At 33.0% G+C, this 21,549-nt stretch carries 21 protein-coding genes and 1 pseudogene; 7 read left to right on the top strand and 15 right to left on the bottom strand.

All coding sequences use genetic code 11. The features are described from left to right. Positions 1 to 128: 128 nt before the first annotated feature. From I5818_RS11110 to I5818_RS11085, 6 genes and pseudogenes are all read right to left on the bottom strand, one after another. A complete protein-coding gene (locus I5818_RS11110; protein WP_078110467.1) occupies positions 129 to 770 on the bottom strand; it encodes an MOSC domain-containing protein in 642 nt (213 codons plus the stop codon). A gap of 30 nt (positions 771 to 800) precedes the next feature. Beyond that, on the bottom strand, positions 801 to 2,231 hold the full coding sequence (gene panF / locus I5818_RS11105; RefSeq protein WP_058004358.1) for a sodium/pantothenate symporter: 1,431 nt from the start codon (positions 2,229 to 2,231) through the stop codon (positions 801 to 803). Beyond that, positions 2,228 to 2,494, bottom strand: coding sequence for a YhdT family protein (locus I5818_RS11100; RefSeq protein ID WP_058004357.1), 267 nt, complete (start codon positions 2,492 to 2,494; stop codon positions 2,228 to 2,230). Before I5818_RS11100 ends, panF begins: the two co-directional genes overlap by 4 nt. 49 nt (positions 2,495 to 2,543) lie before the next feature. Then, positions 2,544 to 3,302, bottom strand: coding sequence for an alpha/beta fold hydrolase (locus I5818_RS11095; protein ID WP_078110468.1), 759 nt, complete (start codon positions 3,300 to 3,302; stop codon positions 2,544 to 2,546). A 781-nt stretch (positions 3,303 to 4,083) separates the two neighbouring features. Further along, positions 4,084 to 5,124: a DUF3231 family protein gene (locus tag I5818_RS11090; protein ID WP_058004355.1), complete on the bottom strand. Its 1,041-nt coding sequence runs from the start codon at positions 5,122 to 5,124 to the stop codon at positions 4,084 to 4,086. A gap of 410 nt (positions 5,125 to 5,534) precedes the next feature. Next, positions 5,535 to 6,670: pseudogene (locus tag I5818_RS11085) on the bottom strand (IS110 family RNA-guided transposase). 905 nt (positions 6,671 to 7,575) lie between these two features. Here I5818_RS11085 and I5818_RS11080 point away from each other — a divergent pair. The 3 genes from I5818_RS11080 to I5818_RS11070 are packed head-to-tail and all read left to right on the top strand — an operon-like array spanning position 7,576 to position 8,719. Then, positions 7,576 to 7,896, top strand: coding sequence for a hypothetical protein (locus I5818_RS11080; RefSeq protein ID WP_058004354.1), 321 nt, complete (start codon positions 7,576 to 7,578; stop codon positions 7,894 to 7,896). Between the two features lie 38 nt (positions 7,897 to 7,934). Next, positions 7,935 to 8,276, top strand: coding sequence for a hypothetical protein (locus I5818_RS11075; protein WP_058004353.1), 342 nt, complete (start codon positions 7,935 to 7,937; stop codon positions 8,274 to 8,276). Positions 8,277 to 8,326: 50 nt separating this feature from the next. Beyond that, positions 8,327 to 8,719 carry a hypothetical protein gene (locus tag I5818_RS11070; protein ID WP_209391905.1) on the top strand — a complete coding sequence of 131 codons (393 nt, stop codon included), beginning with the start codon at positions 8,327 to 8,329 and terminating at the stop codon, positions 8,717 to 8,719. Between the two features lie 171 nt (positions 8,720 to 8,890). Here the strand turns inward: I5818_RS11070 and I5818_RS11065 are convergent, their stop codons facing one another. The 4 genes from I5818_RS11065 to I5818_RS11050 form a co-directional block, all read right to left on the bottom strand. After that, positions 8,891 to 10,144 carry a bacillibactin exporter BcbE gene (locus tag I5818_RS11065; RefSeq protein ID WP_078110754.1) on the bottom strand — a complete coding sequence of 418 codons (1,254 nt, stop codon included), beginning with the start codon at positions 10,142 to 10,144 and terminating at the stop codon, positions 8,891 to 8,893. Positions 10,145 to 10,274: 130 nt separating this feature from the next. Continuing rightward, a complete protein-coding gene (locus I5818_RS11060) occupies positions 10,275 to 10,550 on the bottom strand; it encodes a YqhV family protein (RefSeq protein WP_058004351.1) in 276 nt (91 codons plus the stop codon). Positions 10,551 to 10,647: 97 nt separating this feature from the next. After that, a complete protein-coding gene (locus I5818_RS11055; protein WP_209391904.1) occupies positions 10,648 to 10,983 on the bottom strand; it encodes a hypothetical protein in 336 nt (111 codons plus the stop codon). A gap of 37 nt (positions 10,984 to 11,020) precedes the next feature. Further along, positions 11,021 to 12,385: an amino acid permease gene (locus I5818_RS11050; RefSeq protein ID WP_078111261.1), complete on the bottom strand. Its 1,365-nt coding sequence runs from the start codon at positions 12,383 to 12,385 to the stop codon at positions 11,021 to 11,023. A gap of 178 nt (positions 12,386 to 12,563) precedes the next feature. Here I5818_RS11050 and I5818_RS11045 point away from each other — a divergent pair, with 178 nt between their 5' ends. The 3 genes from I5818_RS11045 to I5818_RS11035 all read left to right on the top strand — a co-directional run bounded on the left by I5818_RS11045 (position 12,564) and on the right by I5818_RS11035 (position 14,186). Next, complete coding sequence (locus I5818_RS11045) at positions 12,564 to 12,917, top strand: hypothetical protein (protein ID WP_078111262.1); 354 nt, start codon at positions 12,564 to 12,566, stop codon at positions 12,915 to 12,917. Between the two features lie 123 nt (positions 12,918 to 13,040). Beyond that, positions 13,041 to 13,487: a YndM family protein gene (locus tag I5818_RS11040; RefSeq protein ID WP_058004347.1), complete on the top strand. Its 447-nt coding sequence runs from the start codon at positions 13,041 to 13,043 to the stop codon at positions 13,485 to 13,487. A 75-nt stretch (positions 13,488 to 13,562) separates the two neighbouring features. Continuing rightward, a complete protein-coding gene (locus tag I5818_RS11035) occupies positions 13,563 to 14,186 on the top strand; it encodes a LysE family transporter (protein WP_078111264.1) in 624 nt (207 codons plus the stop codon). Positions 14,187 to 14,711: 525 nt separating this feature from the next. On the opposite strand, the gene ltaS is transcribed toward I5818_RS11035, so the two are convergent. From ltaS to ku, 5 genes are all read right to left on the bottom strand, one after another. Further along, positions 14,712 to 16,691 (bottom strand): lipoteichoic acid synthase, encoded by a 1,980-nt coding sequence (gene ltaS, locus I5818_RS11030; protein WP_058004346.1) that lies wholly within the window; start codon positions 16,689 to 16,691, stop codon positions 14,712 to 14,714. A gap of 342 nt (positions 16,692 to 17,033) precedes the next feature. Further along, entirely contained in the window at positions 17,034 to 17,234 is a 201-nt protein-coding gene (locus tag I5818_RS11025; RefSeq protein ID WP_058004345.1) for a cold-shock protein, read from the bottom strand. A gap of 480 nt (positions 17,235 to 17,714) precedes the next feature. Continuing rightward, the gene (locus I5818_RS26220) at positions 17,715 to 17,870 is read right to left on the bottom strand and encodes a YjcZ family sporulation protein (RefSeq protein ID WP_071974974.1); all 156 of its coding nucleotides are present in this window, start codon (positions 17,868 to 17,870) and stop codon (positions 17,715 to 17,717) included. A gap of 108 nt (positions 17,871 to 17,978) precedes the next feature. Then, positions 17,979 to 18,641, bottom strand: a complete 663-nt coding sequence (locus tag I5818_RS11015) for a phosphatase PAP2 family protein (protein ID WP_058004344.1) — start codon at positions 18,639 to 18,641, stop codon at positions 17,979 to 17,981. Positions 18,642 to 18,727: 86 nt separating this feature from the next. After that, positions 18,728 to 19,567, bottom strand: a complete 840-nt coding sequence (ku, locus tag I5818_RS11010) for a non-homologous end joining protein Ku (protein WP_058004343.1) — start codon at positions 19,565 to 19,567, stop codon at positions 18,728 to 18,730. A gap of 131 nt (positions 19,568 to 19,698) precedes the next feature. On the opposite strand from ku, the gene I5818_RS11005 reads away from it, so the two are divergent. Continuing rightward, positions 19,699 to 21,537, top strand: coding sequence for a DNA ligase D (locus tag I5818_RS11005; RefSeq protein WP_071974976.1), 1,839 nt, complete (start codon positions 19,699 to 19,701; stop codon positions 21,535 to 21,537). Positions 21,538 to 21,549: the final 12 nt, after the last annotated feature.

The following is a 21,549-nucleotide window of genomic DNA, read 5'->3' as shown; positions in this document are numbered from 1 at the left end:
TGAATTTTCAACTTACAATTATAGAAAACATATTTTTATATAGTCTCCTATAAAAAAAGGAATCCATAAATGGACCCCTTAAGATTTAATATAAAATAACAAGGATGTAAATTCTAACTGATGTCATATTACACTTTTAACTTATTTAATTTTTTCACAAAGCTTTTCCTCATCGCATCCGCTAACTCAGGAACTTCTATTATTTTCTCCATACTTTGTAGATGATCAACAAAGAATAATGCATTCATAGTATCGTAAACACTAACCTGCATAGGATGAGGTTTTATCAGCTTGATGCTAGAATCCTCTCGAATCATTCCTTCTTTTAAAACACGTGCAAAATATCCCGTATAACATGTGTCGACTGTTCTTTTTAATAGCGAGTCTAATGAATTATATTTTGAAATGGTTGAACAGGGAACACGTCCTTGTGTAATCTGAACAATTGTCTCACCGATTTGAAAAATATCCCCAATACAAATATCCTTTTCTAGCATACCTGAGACAGTCAAATTCTCACCAAAAGCTGGGATGGATAAAGTTCTGTTAAATTCCTCTTCCCATTGTTTATAATGCTCATATGGGTAAAAACAGACCGCCCGATCTGGACCTCCATGAAAGGCAGGATTTGCTACACCATCCCCAACAAACTGGTCCTTTAATAGCAATGCCTCAGAAATAGATTCTTTGCCAATCCCTGTAAGAAATTCTTTTGATTTGTAGGTAGAAATCTTCGGCTTTCCGATGTTTAATCGTATAATTTTCATCATTTAGCTCCTTATAATTTATAGATTCATAACTTAAGTAGTCACTTTACTTTTCGTCAGCAATGAAACAAAGATAAACATTAGAAATGATAAAAAAATAGGTATGACAACCGTATGCATGCCAAATAGATTAGGGTGAAAACGATCCAAATAAATATAAGAAGCCATTCCTACAATCATGGAAGTAATCGCCCCAAATTTATTCCCAGTTTTCCAATACAATCCCATGACAATTGGCCAAATAAAAACTGCTTCCAAACCACCAAAGGAAAATAAATTCAACCAGATCAAAAGATCAGGTGGATGAATGGAAAGAATAACAACTGCGACACCAATGATGGTCGTCGACCAAAAACTGATTTGCTTTACTTTTTTAACACTGGCATTTTTATCTACAAAACCTATATATACATCCTTCACAACCGCAGAGGAGACAAGTATTAGTACGGAGTTGACCGTTGACATAATGGCCGCCATAGGTGCTGAAAGCACGATTCCAGCTGCCCAAGCAGGAAGAACCTTCATTGTAATAATCGGCATTACGGTATCTGCATTTTCAATTCCCGGAACGATTGCCCTCGCTAACACACCGATTAAATGCATTCCAAACATTATTACACCAATAACGATCGTGCCAATTATTATGGCTCTATGCATAGCATTTGCATTTTTATAAGACATTGCTCTGACCGCAATTTGCGGTAGACCAACTACCCCTACTCCAACCAGAATCCAAAAGCTAGAGATGTATAAAGGTGTTAATGAGCGATCAGCTCCATATGGACTTAATAAATTGGGATTTTGATGCTTTAATTCTGTCATTATATTTTCCATTCCACCACCAGCAACAATGGTAGCTATTAATAGGATAATGGTTCCTCCTAGCATAACAATCCCTTGAATAGTATCTGTTATTGCAACAGCTCGAAATCCACCTATAATTACATATATAAGAACAGAGATTGCAAAAATAAATAAGGCTGTTGTATAAGATACCCCCAATATAGATTCCATGAGTCTTGCACCACCGACCCATTGAGCAATCATAGAAGAAAATAAAAAAACAATAATACTAATCGCTGCAATAATGGTAACCCAATTTGATTGGTATCGTTCTTTTAAAAAATCTATTAATGTGATCGCATTGTATTTCCGAGCAATAATGGCAAATTTCTTGCCTAATACCATAAGAACAAAATATCCTGTTACAACCTGGGTCATAGCTAGTAATACCCATGCTAATCCATAGTTATAAGCTGCACCTGGCCCGCCAATAAAGCTACTTCCACTACCATACGTAGCGACCATCGTCATGGCTAAAATAAATCCACCCATCTGTCTACTACCTAAAAAATATTCTTGAATAAATGAATTAGAAGAATGAACATATCGAGAAGAGAGAATCCCTACTAAAAAAAATAATACTAAAAATATAACAAGAGGAATAATCACCTGAATATTCATTGTTCATCACTTCCTTCATCTTCAAAAGGTACATCTTTAAAAAACAATTTAACAGAAATAAAAACTAACACCACAATGATGATGAAGCCAAGAACACAGCTATAAAAAAACCATGCTGGTAACCCTAGTATGTATGTATATCGTTCAACTTTATTACTTCCAATTCCATAGGCGAACCCATACCACCAAAGAAAATGTATAATGGCAAGGGCCACCCCTATCCATGCTTCTTTATGAGCAACTTTAAAACGAGGATCATTCATATGAGATAGATTCCCTCCTAATCAGTTTACATAATAAAATTATTGTTAATTAATGTTTTTGAATGAATTGTTCAATCAATTTATTTACTTTTTCGAACCTTCTAGTAGGTAGTTGATGACCCGCCCCTTTAATCAAATGTATCTCGGTATCGATAAACTTTGAATAATATTTAATATGGTGATTAATATAATCTGTCTTCGTGCTATATAGTAACATTAATGGGGCATTTAATTGTGTTATACGGTCAACACAATTAAATCGTAATGATTCAATATAGAACTGCCTCCACGTGTATCGATTGGACTTTAAAATATGTTGATAAAGTTCTGCTTGTAGAGAAGCTTCGCGATAGTGACTTAACGATAATAATTTCGCTAACATCTTGGGTGCATACACGACCATATTTATACCTATCTGATGTTCAATTCTTAAAAGCTCTGTTGTAACTTTAGGGTACCCACCTGATAATATCACACCTTTAACATTCTTTGGATACTTAATTGCATATTCTTGGACAATCGTTCCACCTGCAGAGTAACCAAATAAAAAAATTGCTTCTTCTCCAATTTGATTTCTAATCGCTTCAATTTCTTCTACATACAAAGAAATATTCATTTTTCCATCTATAGAGTAACTGTCCCCATGTCCCGAAAAATCCGGTATTAATAAACGATAGCTGGATTGAAGTAACTTTTGCTTTATAAATGTTTTTCTCCCCATTCCTGGAGGATGAACGAATAATATAGTCGGACCTTGACCTAAATCCTCATAAAATATTGATCGATTTAAACATTTTACGAATGGCATACAAACACACCCTCTTCATTCTTTTCTTATAGAATAGGGTTTGCAGAATGAACAAAATTAATAAAAAAAAAGAAAACATCATAAAGGTATGCTTTCTTTTTTATGAATATAAATGTCTCACTGATTAAACTGAACAGATCCTATGTTTTAATACTTTATAAATTATAGCCTTTCTTTTAAAATAAATTAGAATATGCACCAAATTATTAACGGTTAGTTCTTTTTCATGCATGAGCATGACTGTAGAAAATTTTAAGGTGATCCTTCAAATTGTTTCAGCACTTTTGCTACCTACTCTCCATGCACTTTCTTTCCTTCATGTGTCACGCTATGTATACCATCACTTTACAGCAATGTTTCATTTGATGAATATGTTTGATGTTTTAAAAAAGCTTGCAATCATACTGAATACACAATCCTTCGCTTCTACCCTTATATAATATTCTATTTAATTTGTTTGATATATTTTTCACCAATAATTATTCTATTTTAATATAGGCTCTTTTCTATAACATTGTTGCTATTTAAGTAAAGTTTTAACAATTAACTATCAGTTAAAAACCGCTACACCTTTCATTTCACTTAGAAAAGAGCGACAAACTTTATAAGAATCTCTGAACCCTTTTACAAAACAACAAACTATACGAAAACAGCCTTGCAAAAAAAACTTCAAATGAATGTAGATATGAATGGGAAATTTAATGTTTTTTTCAGAATCATCATGATTATTAGGGATTACTTAGGATTACTTAGGAATATTGATTTATAACAAAATGTTTCTCTACTTCTCTTGATTGATTAGTTTTTGATGGTCAACAGCTTGCGGTGGCTCTTCCAACCATCCATGTTTAATCATCAAATTCGCACCATCTTCCGCATATAAAGCAATTTCTGCAGAAAGTCGGGTATATGTAGCACTTAAGTCCATTCTTTGACAAGTTCCAGCTGCCGTTCCGTAATTACCTATACCAACTGCTATTAAATAAGTAGTATGAAACATCATCAACTTATCTGAAAATGGTGCATGTGTACTATTAAGAACATTTGCATCCCAATTCGATGGTGCCGGAATATCCTGGTTTATTAAAATTGAACTAAATTTCTTCATATGCTTTGACGCAATTTCTTTTCCTGCTGATAAAAATTGCCTAACATCATTATTTTTACAAACCTGTGCAAACCCCATCATCAATACTTTCCCTAAGGCATTAGTTTGATAATTTATAAATAAATGGGTCATTTCAATTGCTGTTAAAGGGCGTTTATGCTGTCCGAAAAAATCAAATAAGAAGCTTTGTTTTTCTACAAAATCTACACTAGCAGGTGGTGCTATTTGTGGTGGTCGTACATATACTCCTTTTGACAATAATACTTTCCTTGCCTTGTCATGTAAATTTGTAACAGAAATTAGTAGTTCATTGAAGAAATGGCTAACGTCTGTGCGTGCTGATACCCCAATAGCAACTCCTATACCTGCCATAGCAATCATTTCTAACTTTTGCAAATACAATAAGATAAATACATCTGTAAACAATCGTGGTGCATTTTCATTGACATCCTTATCTGTGAATCCTTCTGGTACAGGGATGTTTTCTTTAGAAAATATCTCTGTAATTATATTAATATCATTCTGTGCAATATTTAGAGATTCTTCAATTAATGGTAGAATTTCTTCGTCCCTGCAAATATTTTTAAAATACTTCATCACACATAATGCTAGTGTATCGTTTAAGTATTGAGTCCAAAGAAAACCCATTTCCGATGAACTTAAGGGAATATTATGTTCTTTTATTATTTTTCCATCTTCATTCACATTTGACATTCATGCTTTCCTCCTTAAATTAGCAAAACCTTTTTCATTTTATATTGATATTTTTACGCCAAATTTATTCATTTATTATTTTATTAGTGGATCCGCAACAACCTTATCCGCAAGGGAAACGATTATCAAATAATATTCCTCATAATTAAAGGCTGTTTTCGTATAGATTGTTGCTTATGTAAAAGCCCAACTGCAGCTTTTACACCCAATAAAGGATTCAGTAATTCTTATGGAGTTTGCAGCTCTTTTCTGTGAAAATAAAACTCCGCCTTTAAGAATAATTTATTAAGTTTAAACTTGATTAAAATTGTGCAAGCTATAAATAATTTAATTTGGGCAATAGGAAAGCAGAGCTACCGAATTTTTCGGTTTCTCGTTTAACTTTTCTGTTGTTTGTCTATAATGCTAATTTAAGTTGACTCATGGTAGGGTTCCTTATTCTGAAGCATATGATAGACAATAGTTAGCATTCGATGTCCGATGGCAACGAGTGCTTTTTTTTCTTTCCCCTTCTTGCAGCTAGTGACCAATATTTGATTCCTAATCTTTGATTCCGACTTCTTGAAACAGCCCACGCAGCCTCACACAATGCAGATTTAATATGAGGATTTCCTTTAACCGTTTTAGTGTTTTTTTTCCTTCCAGCACTTTCGTGATTTCCGGGCGACAATCCTGCCCATGATGCAAGATGTTTGGAGGTTGGAAATTGTCCCATATCTACTCCTATTTCCGCAATGATAACAGCTGCCGTGTCTTTCTTAATTCCCGGCATTGTAACCAGAAGCTGTACTTCCTCCTGATAGTTGGATAAAATGACGTCGATTCTTTTCTCGATATCTGATATTAATTCTTCTAAATTAACAATGTGCATCCAAGATTGCTTAATAAGAAATAGCTGGTGATCATTTAATGTTCCAAATAGTGAGTCGGTAATCAATTGCTTTTTATGGGCCATTCTTCCATGTATCTTTTGTTCGACATCTTCTTGATCGATATAACCTTCATTCATGAGTTGTTCCAATAGTTTTCGTCCTGATACTCCAAATATATCTGAAATAACTGTGCTTAATTTGATGTTTGAGGACTCTAGTACCTTTTGGATTCGGTTTTTTTCGGATGTCATGTGTCCAATCCATTTTTTTCTGAGGCGAGTCAAATCTCTCAAATTTCGAAAGTCTTCGGGAGGGACAAAACTTTTCTCTATTAAGCCATGTCTTAATAATTTAGCAATCCATTCAGCATCCGAAACATCTGTTTTCCTTCCAGGGACATTTTTAATCCTTTGAGCATTTGCCAAAGTAATATCAAAGAAATCCTCCAAGATATTGTATACAGGTTTCCAGTAGACGCCTGTACTTTCCATTGCGATGTGGGTTACTTCCTTCTCCTCAAGCCATTTAAGAAGATGAAACAGATCCTTCGTCAAAGTAGGAAATGTTTCAGTCTCCTTAATCAAGTCAGTTTCTGATTCTCCAAGAATGACACAGGCAACTATTGTTTCCGAATGAACATCTAGGCCTGCACATCGTTTGTGCAATGTTTCCATTTCACTCCACCTTCTGAAAATATTCCACAAACAGTGGAATGAATTTGAAATTAAACATTTTTCTGTTCGTAGTCATCTCTCGAAATTGAGAGAGCTAACAATGGGTTGTGCACCAAATTCATTCCAACAGTTTTCTCAACAGGGTAAGACCACCAATAAGAGCTACGTCATATACTCACTGTTTGTGGTATCTACATTATGGGACAGAGAACCCATTTTCATTCTGGGTTGAGAGCGAAAGATCATGAAAGTTTTCTCAGAGAAATGAAAGGTGTATTGGTCTTCAACCGAAATTTATCAGTTAACACTTTACTTAAAAAGCAACAATGTTAAGAGAAAAGAGCCTTAATAGAAAAAATATTTCATCTAGCTACGATCTTCGTCTATCCCTTTAAAGTCTGAACATTATAAACTGAGAATTATGAGTATCTTCAATTGAAATTTAGGAGAACTAGTTAATTAGGACTCTAGAAATTTAGAAATATCCCTTCCCTATTGTTGGCAAAAGGACAAATTTCCCACTTGTAAACCCTCAATTTTTCTTTCTCAAAAAATGGGATAAATGAATGTAAGCGAATCGGTTATACTCCAGAAATAAAACCGTTAATGTCAGTGATAAAAGAAAGAAAAAATATTTGTGTCCCAGGTCCATATTTATTGTTTTTTGATAAACGAATAGCAAAGTTCTATGTATTTTAAGTAATAAAGCCTCCATTAGAATTTGCGAAAAAAAAGTAAATGAAGCATTAAAAGTATGAAAGAACAAATAAAATGATGACTGTCAGTTATTATTCAAAATGTATACTTTAACTAAAAATGTGCAGATGCACTCTATCAAATGACTATACTCAATGAATTACCATGAATATATTGTTTATGAAAACTGTGAAAGGAGTTGAAAATAAATGAGAAATTATGATGAATCGGGAAATCAAAATTATTTTAGAGGAGATCGTAATAGAGAAAATAATCGTACTAACACGAATGTTGATGTAGAAGCTGATTTTGATAATGATATTGATAATAGAGCAGATGCTGATTCTGAATCGAATGTAAGAAATACTGATAAAAATACGAATATTGCTCGCACTACCGTTTCAAATTCCGGTAATTCTAGAGTAGATATTAGGTTAAACAACAGAAGTATTGCACGTGTTCGGACGGATCAGGATCAAGATAATGATCAAGATCAAGATCTAGACATTGATGTAGATTTTGAAGATTAATATTTTACCTACTAAAGTGAAAAAATGGAGGGCTTTAGATGTCAAAAAGAAATCGTAACCGGAATAATAACAATAATAACAATAATGACAATGTCTTTTCTGACGAAAATCGCAGAAACAACACCCGGACAAATGTTGATGTAAATGTCGATACTGATCTAGATAATGATGTTCGTAACAGAGCAGATGCTGATTCTGAATCGAATGTAAGAAATACTGACAAAAACACGAATATTGCTAAAAGTAATCTTCACAATTCTGGCAATTCAAGAGTAGACATTCGTATAAATAGCCGTAGCAATGCACGTGTTCGTTCAGATCAAGATCAGGACAATGATCAAGATCAAAATAGCAATGTTGATGTTGACTTTGATTTTTAAAATCTTAAAGTGGGATACTGTTTCCCACTTTTATTTTAGTAGGTGATGTTATGGGTTCACGAATTCCAGTCACAACTAATTCGATTACAAATAGAAATAAGCGCACGACTCAAAATATAGCTGAAAATACAAATACTCTTAAATCTAAAAATGAAAGCCAGTCCATTGAAGATACTCGTATTAACATAAAAAACGATAATAAGAATACAATTGGTCAGAGCGGAAACTCTGATGTAGATGTTCATGTTGATGTCCATGTTGATACAACTGCTATTGGCTTTGCCATCCTTTGTTCCCTACTAGCTACTAAACAAATGAGTAATTCTGAGTTCGAAGAAGCAGTAAACCGTCTTCAACAGATAACCCAAAATAAATTTGTTTTTAATGATAATAATAGTTTATCTACAGTAAAACTATTCGAAGACAATCATAGAGTGAATTAACATTAATTCACTCTTCTTTATGTTAGAAGTCCCCCTACTTTTTAAGAAAAATAAGATAAGATAAGATATTTTTCATTCTGGTCTTCACCATTTGTTCAAGACTTTATGATTTCTCTCTATGCTTCAAAAAAATATGCCGTACGATAAATAATAGTACGACATTCAATTTATTTATTCATTATCAGGTTTAATTGCAAAAAAGGTTGCAATCAAGGCAATTATACTTAATCCACTTAGTAAATAAAAAAGTGAGTTTTCAGCGTTCTTCATTAAGATAGCCATTATAGGAGGACCTGCTGCAACCCCAATAAATCGCATTGAGCTATAAATAGATGAGATGGTTCCACGCTCCTGTTTTGCAATTCCCGACGTAATAAACGCATCTAAACATGGTAATCCAACACCAATTCCAATCCCACTAATTAAAAATAAACTTAGCATAAACCACATCGCTTTTGACATGCCTAGAAATGCAATAGATCCAGCAAGTAATACTATTCCACCGAAAGTAATCCACTTCATCAATATTTTATTTTCTTTTATTAATTTTCCTGTGATATAAGAAGCGATACACAATCCGCCTAAAGGAATCGCAAGTAAAAGCCCTTTTTTTACATCCTTTATATTATATACCTTTTCCAGTATATCAGACATAAAGAACAATACTGCAAAAAGAACAAACATTAATATTATTCCGATCAAAAAAATTGCGAATAGCCATTTCCAATTATTTTTGAATGTATCTTTTATACTTGCTATAAACTTTTTGAAAGGAATAGGTTCTTGCTTCTTTTTCGGGCTTTTCACTAAAAAAATCATTAATAAAATCGATAGTAGGCAAAAAATAGGAATAGAGAAAAATGGGATAAACCATACAAAACCAGCCAAAAAAGCACCTAAAATTGGACTCAGTACTTTTCCGAGAGTATTTGATGTTTCAATTAAACCTAAGGAACTACTGACGTCATCATCACTTTTAAACATATCACCAACAAGGGGCAAAACAATAGGAAATGCACCGGCAGCTCCGACGCCTTGAAGCGCTCTTCCGATTAGAATAATCCAATAGGGATTTTCCATTTTCCAACCAGCCCACGCGGAGATGAGTCCCCCTATTCCTGTAATAATTAAACTCGGAATAATAACATTTTTTCTACCGATATGATCAGATAAAAACCCTGCAACAGGAATTAGTATGATTGCAACTATTGAATAAACGGTAATAATCATACTCGACTCAAAGGGAGATATTCCTAACTGCCTTTCCATGGCAGGAAGAACTGGAATTAGCATAGAATTTCCTAAAGTCATTACAAGCGGAATAGATGAAATAGATAATACAGCCCATTTTTGATTATTTTTATTCGAATCGCTTTTCGATCTTTTCTTTCCAACTACAGATTGAATATTTTCTACATGTTCCATTATTGACACGCCTTTTTGTGTTTTATTTTCAAAGATGGATTAAAAGTCTTAAACGAATCACACTACTTTTAATATGGACTAATACTTGATAAAATACATGTACCTTTTGATTACATTTTATGGAATGTCCTTAATTTCCTTTTACTCCATAGAGAATACATGCTACTCCACCAAATATCCAAAGCATCTTAGTAAAAGAAATCTTATCTGCAAGACCAAATAAACCGATTGTTGTTGTAAGGATTAAAATAATTGGACCAATAAGAGCGAGGGAGCTATTAATAACTAGAGCCTTTTCCACATCATTATATTTAAGTATTAATAAAGCAACTAAGATCTCAATACTCCCAGATATAATTCTTAAAAATGCCATTCCTATAATCGCTTTTTCAAAGAAAAGAAACATCATTGTCCTCCTCAAGCACATCACTTTTTTACATTATATGCATCATGTGGTCAGAGAAGGACAAGTAATAAGCATTATCGAGATGTTTTTACTAAATCTACTCTTTGTTACTTTCCGGTTTTTTCTCATTTAAAGTTCGGTATAATTGGGTATTCATACTTCCTTGAACAATATTGTCTAGAAAAAAGCTGCCAATTATTTTTAAATATTCTTCATCAGCAAACATCTTTTTGTTTTGCAGTTCCATTTCTGCTAATCCTTCATAAGTCGAAAGAACTGCATATGTATGATCAGGACCAGTAATAGGAGTTAAAATTTCCACTTTATGACTATAATTTTCATTACGATAATTTTTCATTTCATGTAAATTTTCGATAGCTTCTTTAAATTTTTCTTGTTTAATTTGAAAAGTTTGATAAACAAATACTGGCATAATTCTACCTCCAAAATTTTATAGTAAATTGGCAAAATCAAATGCCTTGTGGAAATAAATTTTTCTTCTTTCTTTTTGTCATTTGTAAAATGACAACGACAATAATTACCACTGCAACAAAACCAATACTTACAAAAAATCCTGGCCTACTCGTCTGATGAATGCATGTCCCACTAACAGCAAGTACTATTAATAACATGCCTATGAAACGCTTTAAATGATCAAATTTGGATGCTTTAATTAATCTTGGAAAAGAAATAAGTATAAAGAACCAGTTATATAAAAGCATTAATCCTGCAGCAGTTGTGATATATTCATACACGCGATCAGGCATTATTAAAGCTAATATAATTGAAATGATCATTCCACAAATAGTTAAGCCTAATGCAAGTGGGGGTACCTTCATTTTTCCTTTTTTAGAAAAAATCCTAGGTGCATCGCCATCCTCTGCTAACGTCACTACCATACTAGTTACTGCGAATAATGATGCAACCATTGTTGAAAATCCAGCAATAATTATTCCACCTGTAAACAAATGAGGAAAGAAGGAAATATCATATTTATCAAGGGCAATTACGAATGGACTTTCCTTTGCATTAAATTTATTAAAGCTTACTAAACTCGTTGCAAATATCAATGATATTAAATAAATGAATGTTAGCATAAGGAGCATACTAGCCCCTGCCTTTTTTGCATCTTCTTTTTTCTTTAATCTAGTTGCCATAATACCCATAATCTCGATGCCACCAAAAGCGTAAAAACCAAAGATAAGTGAGGACCACAAGCCCATAATTCCTTTTGGAAAAAAATCTGTCTTGTGATAATGAAAGTGAAAATCTGCCTTACTTCCCCCAAAAAAGCCAATAACTACCGAAATGGCAAGAACTATAAACATAAAAATAGCAGCAATCTTTATGATTGCAAATACATTTTGAGCTCTTTCAAATCCCTTTGTCCCTATAATGACAATAAGTACACCAAGAAGAGCGTATCCTGATGCAAATATCCAAAGTGGAATATTCGGAAACCAAAACCTCGATAAAATTGAAAGTGCAGTTAATTGGCTACCAGTGATCAACATTTCTGAAAACCAGTATACCCACCCACTGCTAAAACCCGCCCAGGGACCGAATGCCTTTTTAGCATAGGAACGAAATGAACCCTTTTGAGGGTCTTGTGCTGACATTTTTGATAAAGCTTCTGAAACGATATAAGTACCTACACCGGCTAATATAAAGGTAATAAGGATCGAAGGACCAGTCATCTTAATTCCTATTCCCGAACCTAGAAAATACCCTGTACCGATAATGCAACCTAATCCAATAAGTGAAAGTTGCCACCAAGCTAGTTTTTTCTCATTGCTATCCTCTTGTTTTTTTCCCGCACTAGCAGGTATCTCCATAAATTTATCCCCTCCTTATTACTCAATATATTATTTGTCTGACTATTATTTATTATGTAAGTGGAAAAATAATGGCTTTTTAATCCAATGATATTAACATTCCGTCTAATCATATTTCCCCGAATACAAGCATATTTGTAAAAGTGCAAAGTTCTATAATGAAGGAGTGTAAACTTAAATGACTGGGAAACGATTTAATAAAAAGCTTTCAATTGTCGTTATACTTCTATTTACATTATTGACAATGGCCTTTTTAGATCATAAAACGGAGGTTGATGCGCTTAAAGTACCAGTATCGATTACAACAATAGGAAATGATCAGGAAAATCAATCAACGAAATTGAATGAAACCTTTGATTTAGAATTTAAGCTCGTTGATACAAAAGAGGATAAGAATGAAGGAGAAATTGTTGAGACTTACCAAGAATTTGAAGTGTATAAAGATGAAAATGGTGTTGTTACAAAAGAAGTGCCTACAAACCATTATAATTACTTAACTTATTCAACTGACAATGGAAAATCTGATCAATAAAAAATTCTGCTGCCTCTTCCTAAAGAATGGGCAGTTTTTTTATTTATATCCATTGTAAAACGAATAATCTTTGCTTGTTATATAGAAACTATTATCAATTCAATTATGAAAGGAGTTACACTGTTGAAAAGATTAACTGCATTGGTGCTTAAATTTGGGGCCACTCTCATTGCACTCTTTATTGTATTAGGTCTTATTTATGGCATGTCTTTCCAAAGCATTGTTTTACTTACAGCTGTAATAGGTGTTGTATCTTATATTATCGGTGATTTATTAATCTTACCTCGGTCAAACAATATCGTAGCTACTGCAACAGACTTTGGTTTAGCTTTCCTTTTAATTTGGTCTATTGTTTCTTTTGGAAACGTAGATAATAATTATCGTGCACTCTTTTTTGCTTCCTTATTAGGAGCATTCGCTATATCTATATGTGAGTCTCTTTTTCATATCTATATGTATCGAAACTTCTATCAGGATGAACCGAAAAGTAAGCGAAGAATTTCTGTCATGAATTATGCAATGGAGAGTTCAGAAGAAATTGCTCCACCAAACAAAAAAAGTAAGAAATAATCTTATAAATAGTTGTACAAGCATAGTCCTCTGAATACAATGTAATACACAAATATTGTATGGAGGACTATTAATTTGAACAACTTTATTAGTTATGTCTTTTTAGGGATTACTTTAGCTGCTCCAATCGGACCAATAAACGCTGCACAATTAGATAAAGGGATAAAAAGCGGATTTCTTCACGCTTGGTTTGTAGGACTTGGAGCAATAGTTGCAGATTGTTTTTACATGCTGTGTGTCTATTTTGGACTTGTTCACTTTTTGGAAGCGCCTATTTTAAAACTATTTCTTTATTTATTCGGTTGTTTTGTCCTAGCGTATACAGGAATAGAGAGCCTGTCTACTGCAGGAAAAATTTCAACAAATCAATTTCGCAATAGGGAATCTTTAAGAAAATCATTTTCAACAGGTTTTCTTATGTCTATCTCAAATCCATTATCTATTTTATTCTGGCTTGGTATTTATGGATCAGTTTTAGCTAAATCTGTTCAAACCGTCGATTCGAGTCAACTTATCTTTAATAGTAGTGCCATATTTATCGGTCTCTTCATTTGGGATATCGCTATGGCTGGTTTAGCTAGTACCTTTCAAAAGATCATTGATTCAAAATTTCTTACCCTTATTTCCTACTTTTCTGGACTATCACTCATCGGTTTTAGCATCTACTTCGGATTTGAAGCTTATAAAATGATATTCTAAAATTTATGGTAAGCAACATGCTTAGAATCGACTCAGTTTCTTACGACCATCAATTTATACCAAGTTTATTCATTAAACGATTGATGGTCTTAATATCATCATATATTCCATTTAATCCTTAGCTATTTTATAACAATACCATACGAACTGTGCATTCATGATAATTTCTTCTTAATTGCCTCTTTCACATTAGCATATTCTTTTTCCCTGATTATTTCGTTCATTTCAACCAAAGCATTTAAGCTTTTTAAGTAAACCTTCTCATTTCTAAGCTCATAATTTTTTTCTCGTCATGCTTCTACTGAGTCTATTTCTTCTTATAATTGGAAAACACTCCCCTTTGCCTCTAGCTCCTCTAATTATTTTCTTTAGCAACTGATTCCGTTGATAAATAGTAACTTTATCTAGTCGATATTTCATTTCTATTTCCAGTTTTCAACTTCGATTACATGCCTTGAAATGAAAATACCCCGTAAATGTTAGTCATTAAACTAATATTTACGGGGTATTTATCAATAAGGATTTTTATTTCTCTTTATTTTTATCTTTTTCTTTTTCACTTGTTATAGGATTATTGATCGTTTGATCAGTTGTGTAATCATAATCCGCACGATTTACTGGTGTAAAGCCATTAGGTGTATAGAATCTTAATAAATCATCATAAACCACTTTATCTGAAAGTTCTAATTCAGTTTTTGAAACCTTATCACCTTCTTGACAAAGCTTATCATCCACTTTCTCACCTGTTGGATTACTATAACACTCACCACTTACTTGTGTTACATCTTTTGATACAAAATCACCGTTACGGAACGGAACAATTTGACGATGTTCTTTAGATAATAAATCAGAACCAAATTGAATGTACTCTTTTGTATCGATACCAAGTAAATGCATTAAAGTAGGACGAACATCAACTTCACCACCATATGTGTGGTCAGCCTTTGCTTTCACCCCTGGTACATGTATAAATAAAGGAACTCTTTGTAATTGAGCATTTATATATGGAGTAATTTCATCAACACCCATTACTTTAGCCATTGCTTTATTATGATTTTCTGATAAACCATAGTGGTCACCATACATCACAATAATCGAGTTATCATATAAACCAGATGTTTTTAAATCATTAAAGAATTGTTCAATTGACTCATCTAAATAATGAGCAGTTTGAAAATACTTATTAACAATTTTATCTCCAAAGTCACCTTCCGGGAAATTAGGGTCATTATTTAACTCAAACGGGAAGTGGTTTGATAGTGAGATAAATTTTGTATAAAACGGTTGTGGAAGTTTTTCAAGATAAGGCATTGACTCTTTGAAAAATGGTTTGTCTTCCATACCATAGTTAATTGTATTTTCCGGACTCATATCATAATAATTCGCATCAAAGAACTTATTATATCCAAAGGACTTATAGATTTCATCACGATTCCAGAATGTTTTCGTGTTACCATGGAATACTGCAGATGTATACCCTTTTTGTCCTAAAATTGCAGGTGCTGCTTGATATGTGTTCAGTGCTTTAGTAGTGAACACTGCACCTTTTGGTAGAGGGAATAATGAGTTCTCCATCATGAATTCAGCATCAGATGTTTTCCCTTGTCCTGTTTGATGGAAGAAGTTGTCAAAATAAAATGTATTTGGGTCCTTCGTTAATTTATTTAAGAACGGTGTAACTTCTTGACCATCTAATTTGTAATTAATAATAAAGTTTTGTAGAGACTCTAAAGAAATGTAAATGACATTTCTACCCTTTGCTGCACCAAAATAATCTGGATTTGGTTCAGAATGGTTTGCCTTCACATAATTTTCAACATCAACTACATCACTACTATCAGCTAGCGCACGTTGTGCAGATGATTTTGTCGTTTGAATCGCATCATAAATCGTATAGTTATATGCTCCTAAATATTTTACGATATAGTTACGATCAAACGTACGTGTTAATAATTCTGGACGATCAGCTTCAGCTAATCCTAAGTTAATGATAAAAAATGCAATCGCTGCTGCAAATACAGCAAAGATTGAGCGACGATTTATTTTTTCAGCTTGTGATTTAATTACTTTAAATACAATTAAACCGATTATGATAATCGTATCAAGGAAATAAAGCACATCATAAGGCTCCATTAACGCTGCTGCACTACCGCCTAAATCTCCAAAGTTCTTTGTTTGAAAAAGTACTGGAATGGTAATAAAATCATTGAAAAATCGATAATAACAGACGTTTGCATATAACAGTATCGATAAAATTAAATCGATGACTATGATCGCAATTGTTCGGGCACGTCCTTTAAAGAACAACGCAAAGCCAAAAAAGAGTAATGCTGAGCTTATTGGGTTAAAGAACAATAAGAACGCCTGCATACTATTTTTAATGTCTAAATTAAATTCTGCCTGATATACCGCATATGATTTTAACCAAAATAAAATAACGATTAAGAAAAACAAAGAAAACTTTTTATTTAACAAACTATGAATTTTTGATTTTATATTTCCCATTTTTTTACCTCCTATTTGTCATCGTGATGACTCAAAGGTGAATGAATTGAATTACATTGATATTTTTGACCCCAGGTAATTGGTACTCAATCATTTTAATACTTTCTAAAAAAAAAGCAAGCATTTTTAATGAAAACAGTATATCCGTACTAGTAAAAAATATCGGTAAATTAGTTGATTTTTCGACAAAAAAAATAAACATACTGTTTTATATTAGACTAAAGCTATGTTTAACTTATATATATTATAACATATTTTTATTTAGATTCTCGAACTTCATATAATTGTCAAAGTTTCTTATTCCAATAAAAAAACTGCCTAAAAAGGCAGCTTTTTAATCAATTATAGTTTTACAACGTTGTCAGCTTGAGGTCCACGTTGGCCTTCAACGATATTGAATTCAACACGTTGACCTTCTTCTAATGTTTTGTAGCCTTCTCCAGCGATTGCACTGAAATGTACAAATACATCATTTCCACCTTCAACTTCGATGAAGCCGAATCCTTTTTCACTGTTAAACCATTTTACTGTACCTTGTGTCATATATAGACAACCTCCAAAAATTTTTTAATATGTTACTCATATTTACGCAGTAAATAAAAATTCACATATTATAAAGAGCATCCACACAAATAAAAGTAGGTACTCTTTATAACATGTGAATCTAATAAACTCGATATTTGCATCCATAATAGATCATAAAAATGATTGGTATCCTTGTATTGCTTAAAGTAAAATGTAATGCATTGCACTATGCATCTGTCTTTCAAAACAACGAAAGCCCTTCCTCTCATCCGTCCTTACGGTTCCTAGACCGCGCCAGTATGAATTGAAAACTCCAAACCATACAGCGGAAAAGAATATAGCTTCAAAACTATTCACTCCTTAACTGAGTACTACCATATTGTACAACTATTTACAAAAAAAATCAACAAATATAGAAATTCTCCCATTTATTTCATGGATTTTCTTGATTTCTTTATAAATAATGAAAAGGCATCTAAAAAATAGATGCCTAAAAAATCACCAGAAGCCGCCATATCCACCATATCCGCCATAACCGTAGCCATAACCACCGCCGCCAACATAGGCAGCACCCACTATTATTAAAAGGATAAATAATACGACGATAAACGCAAAACCACCGCCATATCCTACTCCACCTGCAGCACCACTCATATGGTCATTCCTCCCTTATAGAAACTTCCCTAGCATAGTATTCATTTTTAGGGATTTGGGAATAGAAATTTATAATATTGGGCGAAAATGGACAATAGCCTATGTATCTCAAACGTTAAGATTTTTCCTCTGTTTCCATTTCTCAATCATTACATATGTATTAAAACAAATGATTAACCAAAATGCTCCAGCAATATATCCACCTACTACATCACTAGGATAATGAACACCTAAATAAATTCTACTTATTCCTACAATTAAAATCATAATAATACCAATAATGGCCCCACATAACTTAGCCCATTTATGTTTATAAACTTTAAAAAGTATAAACGCTAAGCATCCATACAATATCATTGACCCCATCGAATGTCCACTAGGAAAACTATATCCTTGCTCTTGAATAATTGGTTGAATATCAGGTCTTTCACGTTTAAAATACAATTTTAAAATTTTATTAAATACACCCGCACCTAGTCCAATTGTAAGTGCCAAAAACAAACACATTAATCGATGACGTGTAATAAATAAAATGATGATGGCAATGACTGAAATGATTGCTACTCCTTTTACTGAACCAAAAAATGTGATGACTAACATTATGGAAGTTAACCTATCGGATATATTGCTTTGTACTTTTGAAATTATATCGTTATCAAATGAACGAATTTGTGGTCCGTTTAAGCTTGTACCAATCATCCAAAACACCCAAATAAAAATAACTAGCAGTAATATTTGAATTACACCTAACCAAATTACCTTCCTTTGCATCCTTAAACCTCCTGAAAACACTAGTCATTTTATGGTAACATATGAAATGAAAAAGACAATTCTTTTTCGAACTGTCTTGTCGTTCTTTATTGAACTTTTTTCTCCTTTCCTGGGGACTTCCGACGTCTTGTAGGAGCTTTCTTTTCTACCTTGGGCTTCGTTTTATCTATGGATGCTTGCAATGCAGCCATTAAATCAGTAACATTTGCTGTTGGAATCTTTTCTTTCGGTGTAACCATTTCTTTCCCTGTTCGTTTCGATTCAATCAATTCCATAAGTTTAGAACGGTATTCATCCGTGTATTTCTCTGGTTCAAAAGGAGTAGTTAATTGATCGATTAAAAGAATTGCAGTATCAATTTCTTTTTTTGTTACTTGATCCTCTGCTGGTACATTCGGTACATCTCCTACATTTCTTACTTCATCTGGAAAATGGATGGTCTCCATTAATAATGTGTTTTCATATACCCTTATCACTGCTAATTGTTCTTTAGAACGCATAACAATTTTCGCAAGTCCTGATTTTTTAGATTCAATCAATGCTTTGCGAAGTAATCCATATGCCTTCATCCCGCCTTCATTTGGGGACATATAATAACTACGATTATAATAGATTGGATCTATTTCCTCCATTTTAATAAAATCAATAATTTCAACAGCCTTTTCTTCAGTCGCCTTCTTCAAATCCTCCAACTCTTCATCCTCAAGTATCACATATTTTCCCTTTGCAATTTCATATCCTTTAACAATTTCATTCATAGATAGTTCCATTTCACAAACTGGACATCTTTTCTCATATTTTATTGGTGTGTGGCATTTTTTATGAAGTGATCGAAGCTTTATGTCTTTATCCTCAGTTGCAGCATGTAGTTTGATTGGTATATTGACTAATCCAAAGCTAATGCTCCCTTTCCAAATAGTGTGCATGGATGTCACCCTTTCGTAAATAACTATATATTATAAGGTTTAATTGTTAAGGGTGGTTTCATACTTAAAAAGTTATGGAAATAATATATCCCATCTTGTTAATAATCACTTGAATAGAAAGGGGACTAGCTATGAAACCGATGCTCCCAACTTTGAAATCAATTGCTCCTCTCACTTCAGATTGGCTATTTGAAATCAAATATGATGGTTTTCGAGCTATTTTAGACTGGGATCATGACACAATACATTTATGGAGCAGAAATGAAAAAGATCTACTTCCACAGTTTCCAGAAATTAAAGAGTATTTATTAAGTATTTACGATCAATTCAAAGATATACTTCCATTAATATTTGACGGTGAACTAGTTGTTTTGGAAAATGAAGGAAAGGCGAATTTTGGAGAATTACAAAAAAGAGGTCGTATGAAGTCACATGATCGAATTCAGCAAGTTGCCTATAAAAGACCATGCACTTACTTAGTCTTTGATCTATTAACCATTAATGGTAATGCCCTCATTGATAAAAGTTATTTAGAACGAAAAAAAATGTTAAAGGGCTTGTTTGTAACTTACCAATTACCTCTAAACCCGACATCTGGTACTTTTGAACTACTTCAATATATTCCAAATGAACAACATTTTGATACTATATGGGAACAAGTCACAACGGATGACGGAGAGGGCATCATTGCAAAACTTAAAAAAAGTAAATGGGAAATTGGTAAACGGACAGAAACATGGTTAAAAATAAAAAATTGGAAGAAAGTTTCATGCTTTATTACTGCATTCGATACCTCCAATGGATATTATCATGTTGGTGTTTTTAAGGGAGAACAGATCTACCAAATAGGCTTATTTTTATTCAGTCTAGATCCTGATCAAAAAAAAGCATTGAGTCAAGTCATTAAGGCAAATGCACTTAACAATCAGAATGGTGTCCTTAACATCCATCCTTCGATATGTGTTGATATCCATTATTTGGAGTGGTATGAGGAACAGTTACGAGAACCACATTTTCATGAGTTTCGTTTTGATTTATCACCAGAATCCTGTACATATGAACAGTTTCTTTTAGATGAAGCAGCTATACCAAGGGAAATTACGGTGACCCACCCAGATAAACCACTTTGGGAAAAGGAGCAAATAAAAAAGTTAGATTTTATTCGATATATGAGAGAAATTTCGCCATTTATTCTGCCTTTTCTACGTAATCGTACATTAACTGTAATTCGTTATCCCCATGGTGTATTTGGTGAACCTTTTTATCAAAAAAATTGTCCTGATTACGCACCGAATTTTATTCAAACATACCATCAGGAAAACATAGATTATATTGTTTGTAATGATTTAAAAACATTAATGTGGTTGGCCAACCAATTAGCAATTGAATACCATATACCATTTTCTACTATAAATAATCCTTATGTGAGCGAGATCGTTTTTGACTTGGATCCTCCATCTAGAAACGAGTTCCACTTAGCGGTTACAGCTAGCCTAATGATGAAGAAAATATTTGATCAATTAAATATTATTAGCTTTATTAAAACATCAGGAAATAAAGGACTTCAAATATATATACCACTGATTGATGGTACATATACTTGGAGTGATACTCGATTATTTACGGAATTTATCGCTAATTATCTTGTAACAGAAAGATCCGACCTCTTTACTATTGAACGAATGAAGAAAAAGAGAAATGGACGTTTATATGTTGATTTTATACAGCATGCAGAAGGAAAGACCATTATTGCTCCGTATTCAATGAGAGGTCATAGTGATGCACTTATTGCAACGCCATTGTTTTGGGACGAGGTGAATGAAAATCTTAATCCAGAATCCTTTACGATTCCTACCGTCCTGCATCGGGTTAATACCCTCGGATGTCCATTTGCTAACTATGTAAAAGCAAAAACAATACAAGTTTTCGATCCTGTACTTAACTTTTTAAAAGCAAATAATTTGAAATAAGAAGAAAACGGA

It is taken from the genome of Heyndrickxia oleronia (assembly GCF_017809215.1).
GTDB classification, from domain to species: domain Bacteria; phylum Bacillota; class Bacilli; order Bacillales; family Bacillaceae_C; genus Heyndrickxia; species Heyndrickxia oleronia.
Note: the sequence above shows the minus strand (reverse complement) of the source record. Positions and strands in the feature narration are given on the sequence as shown.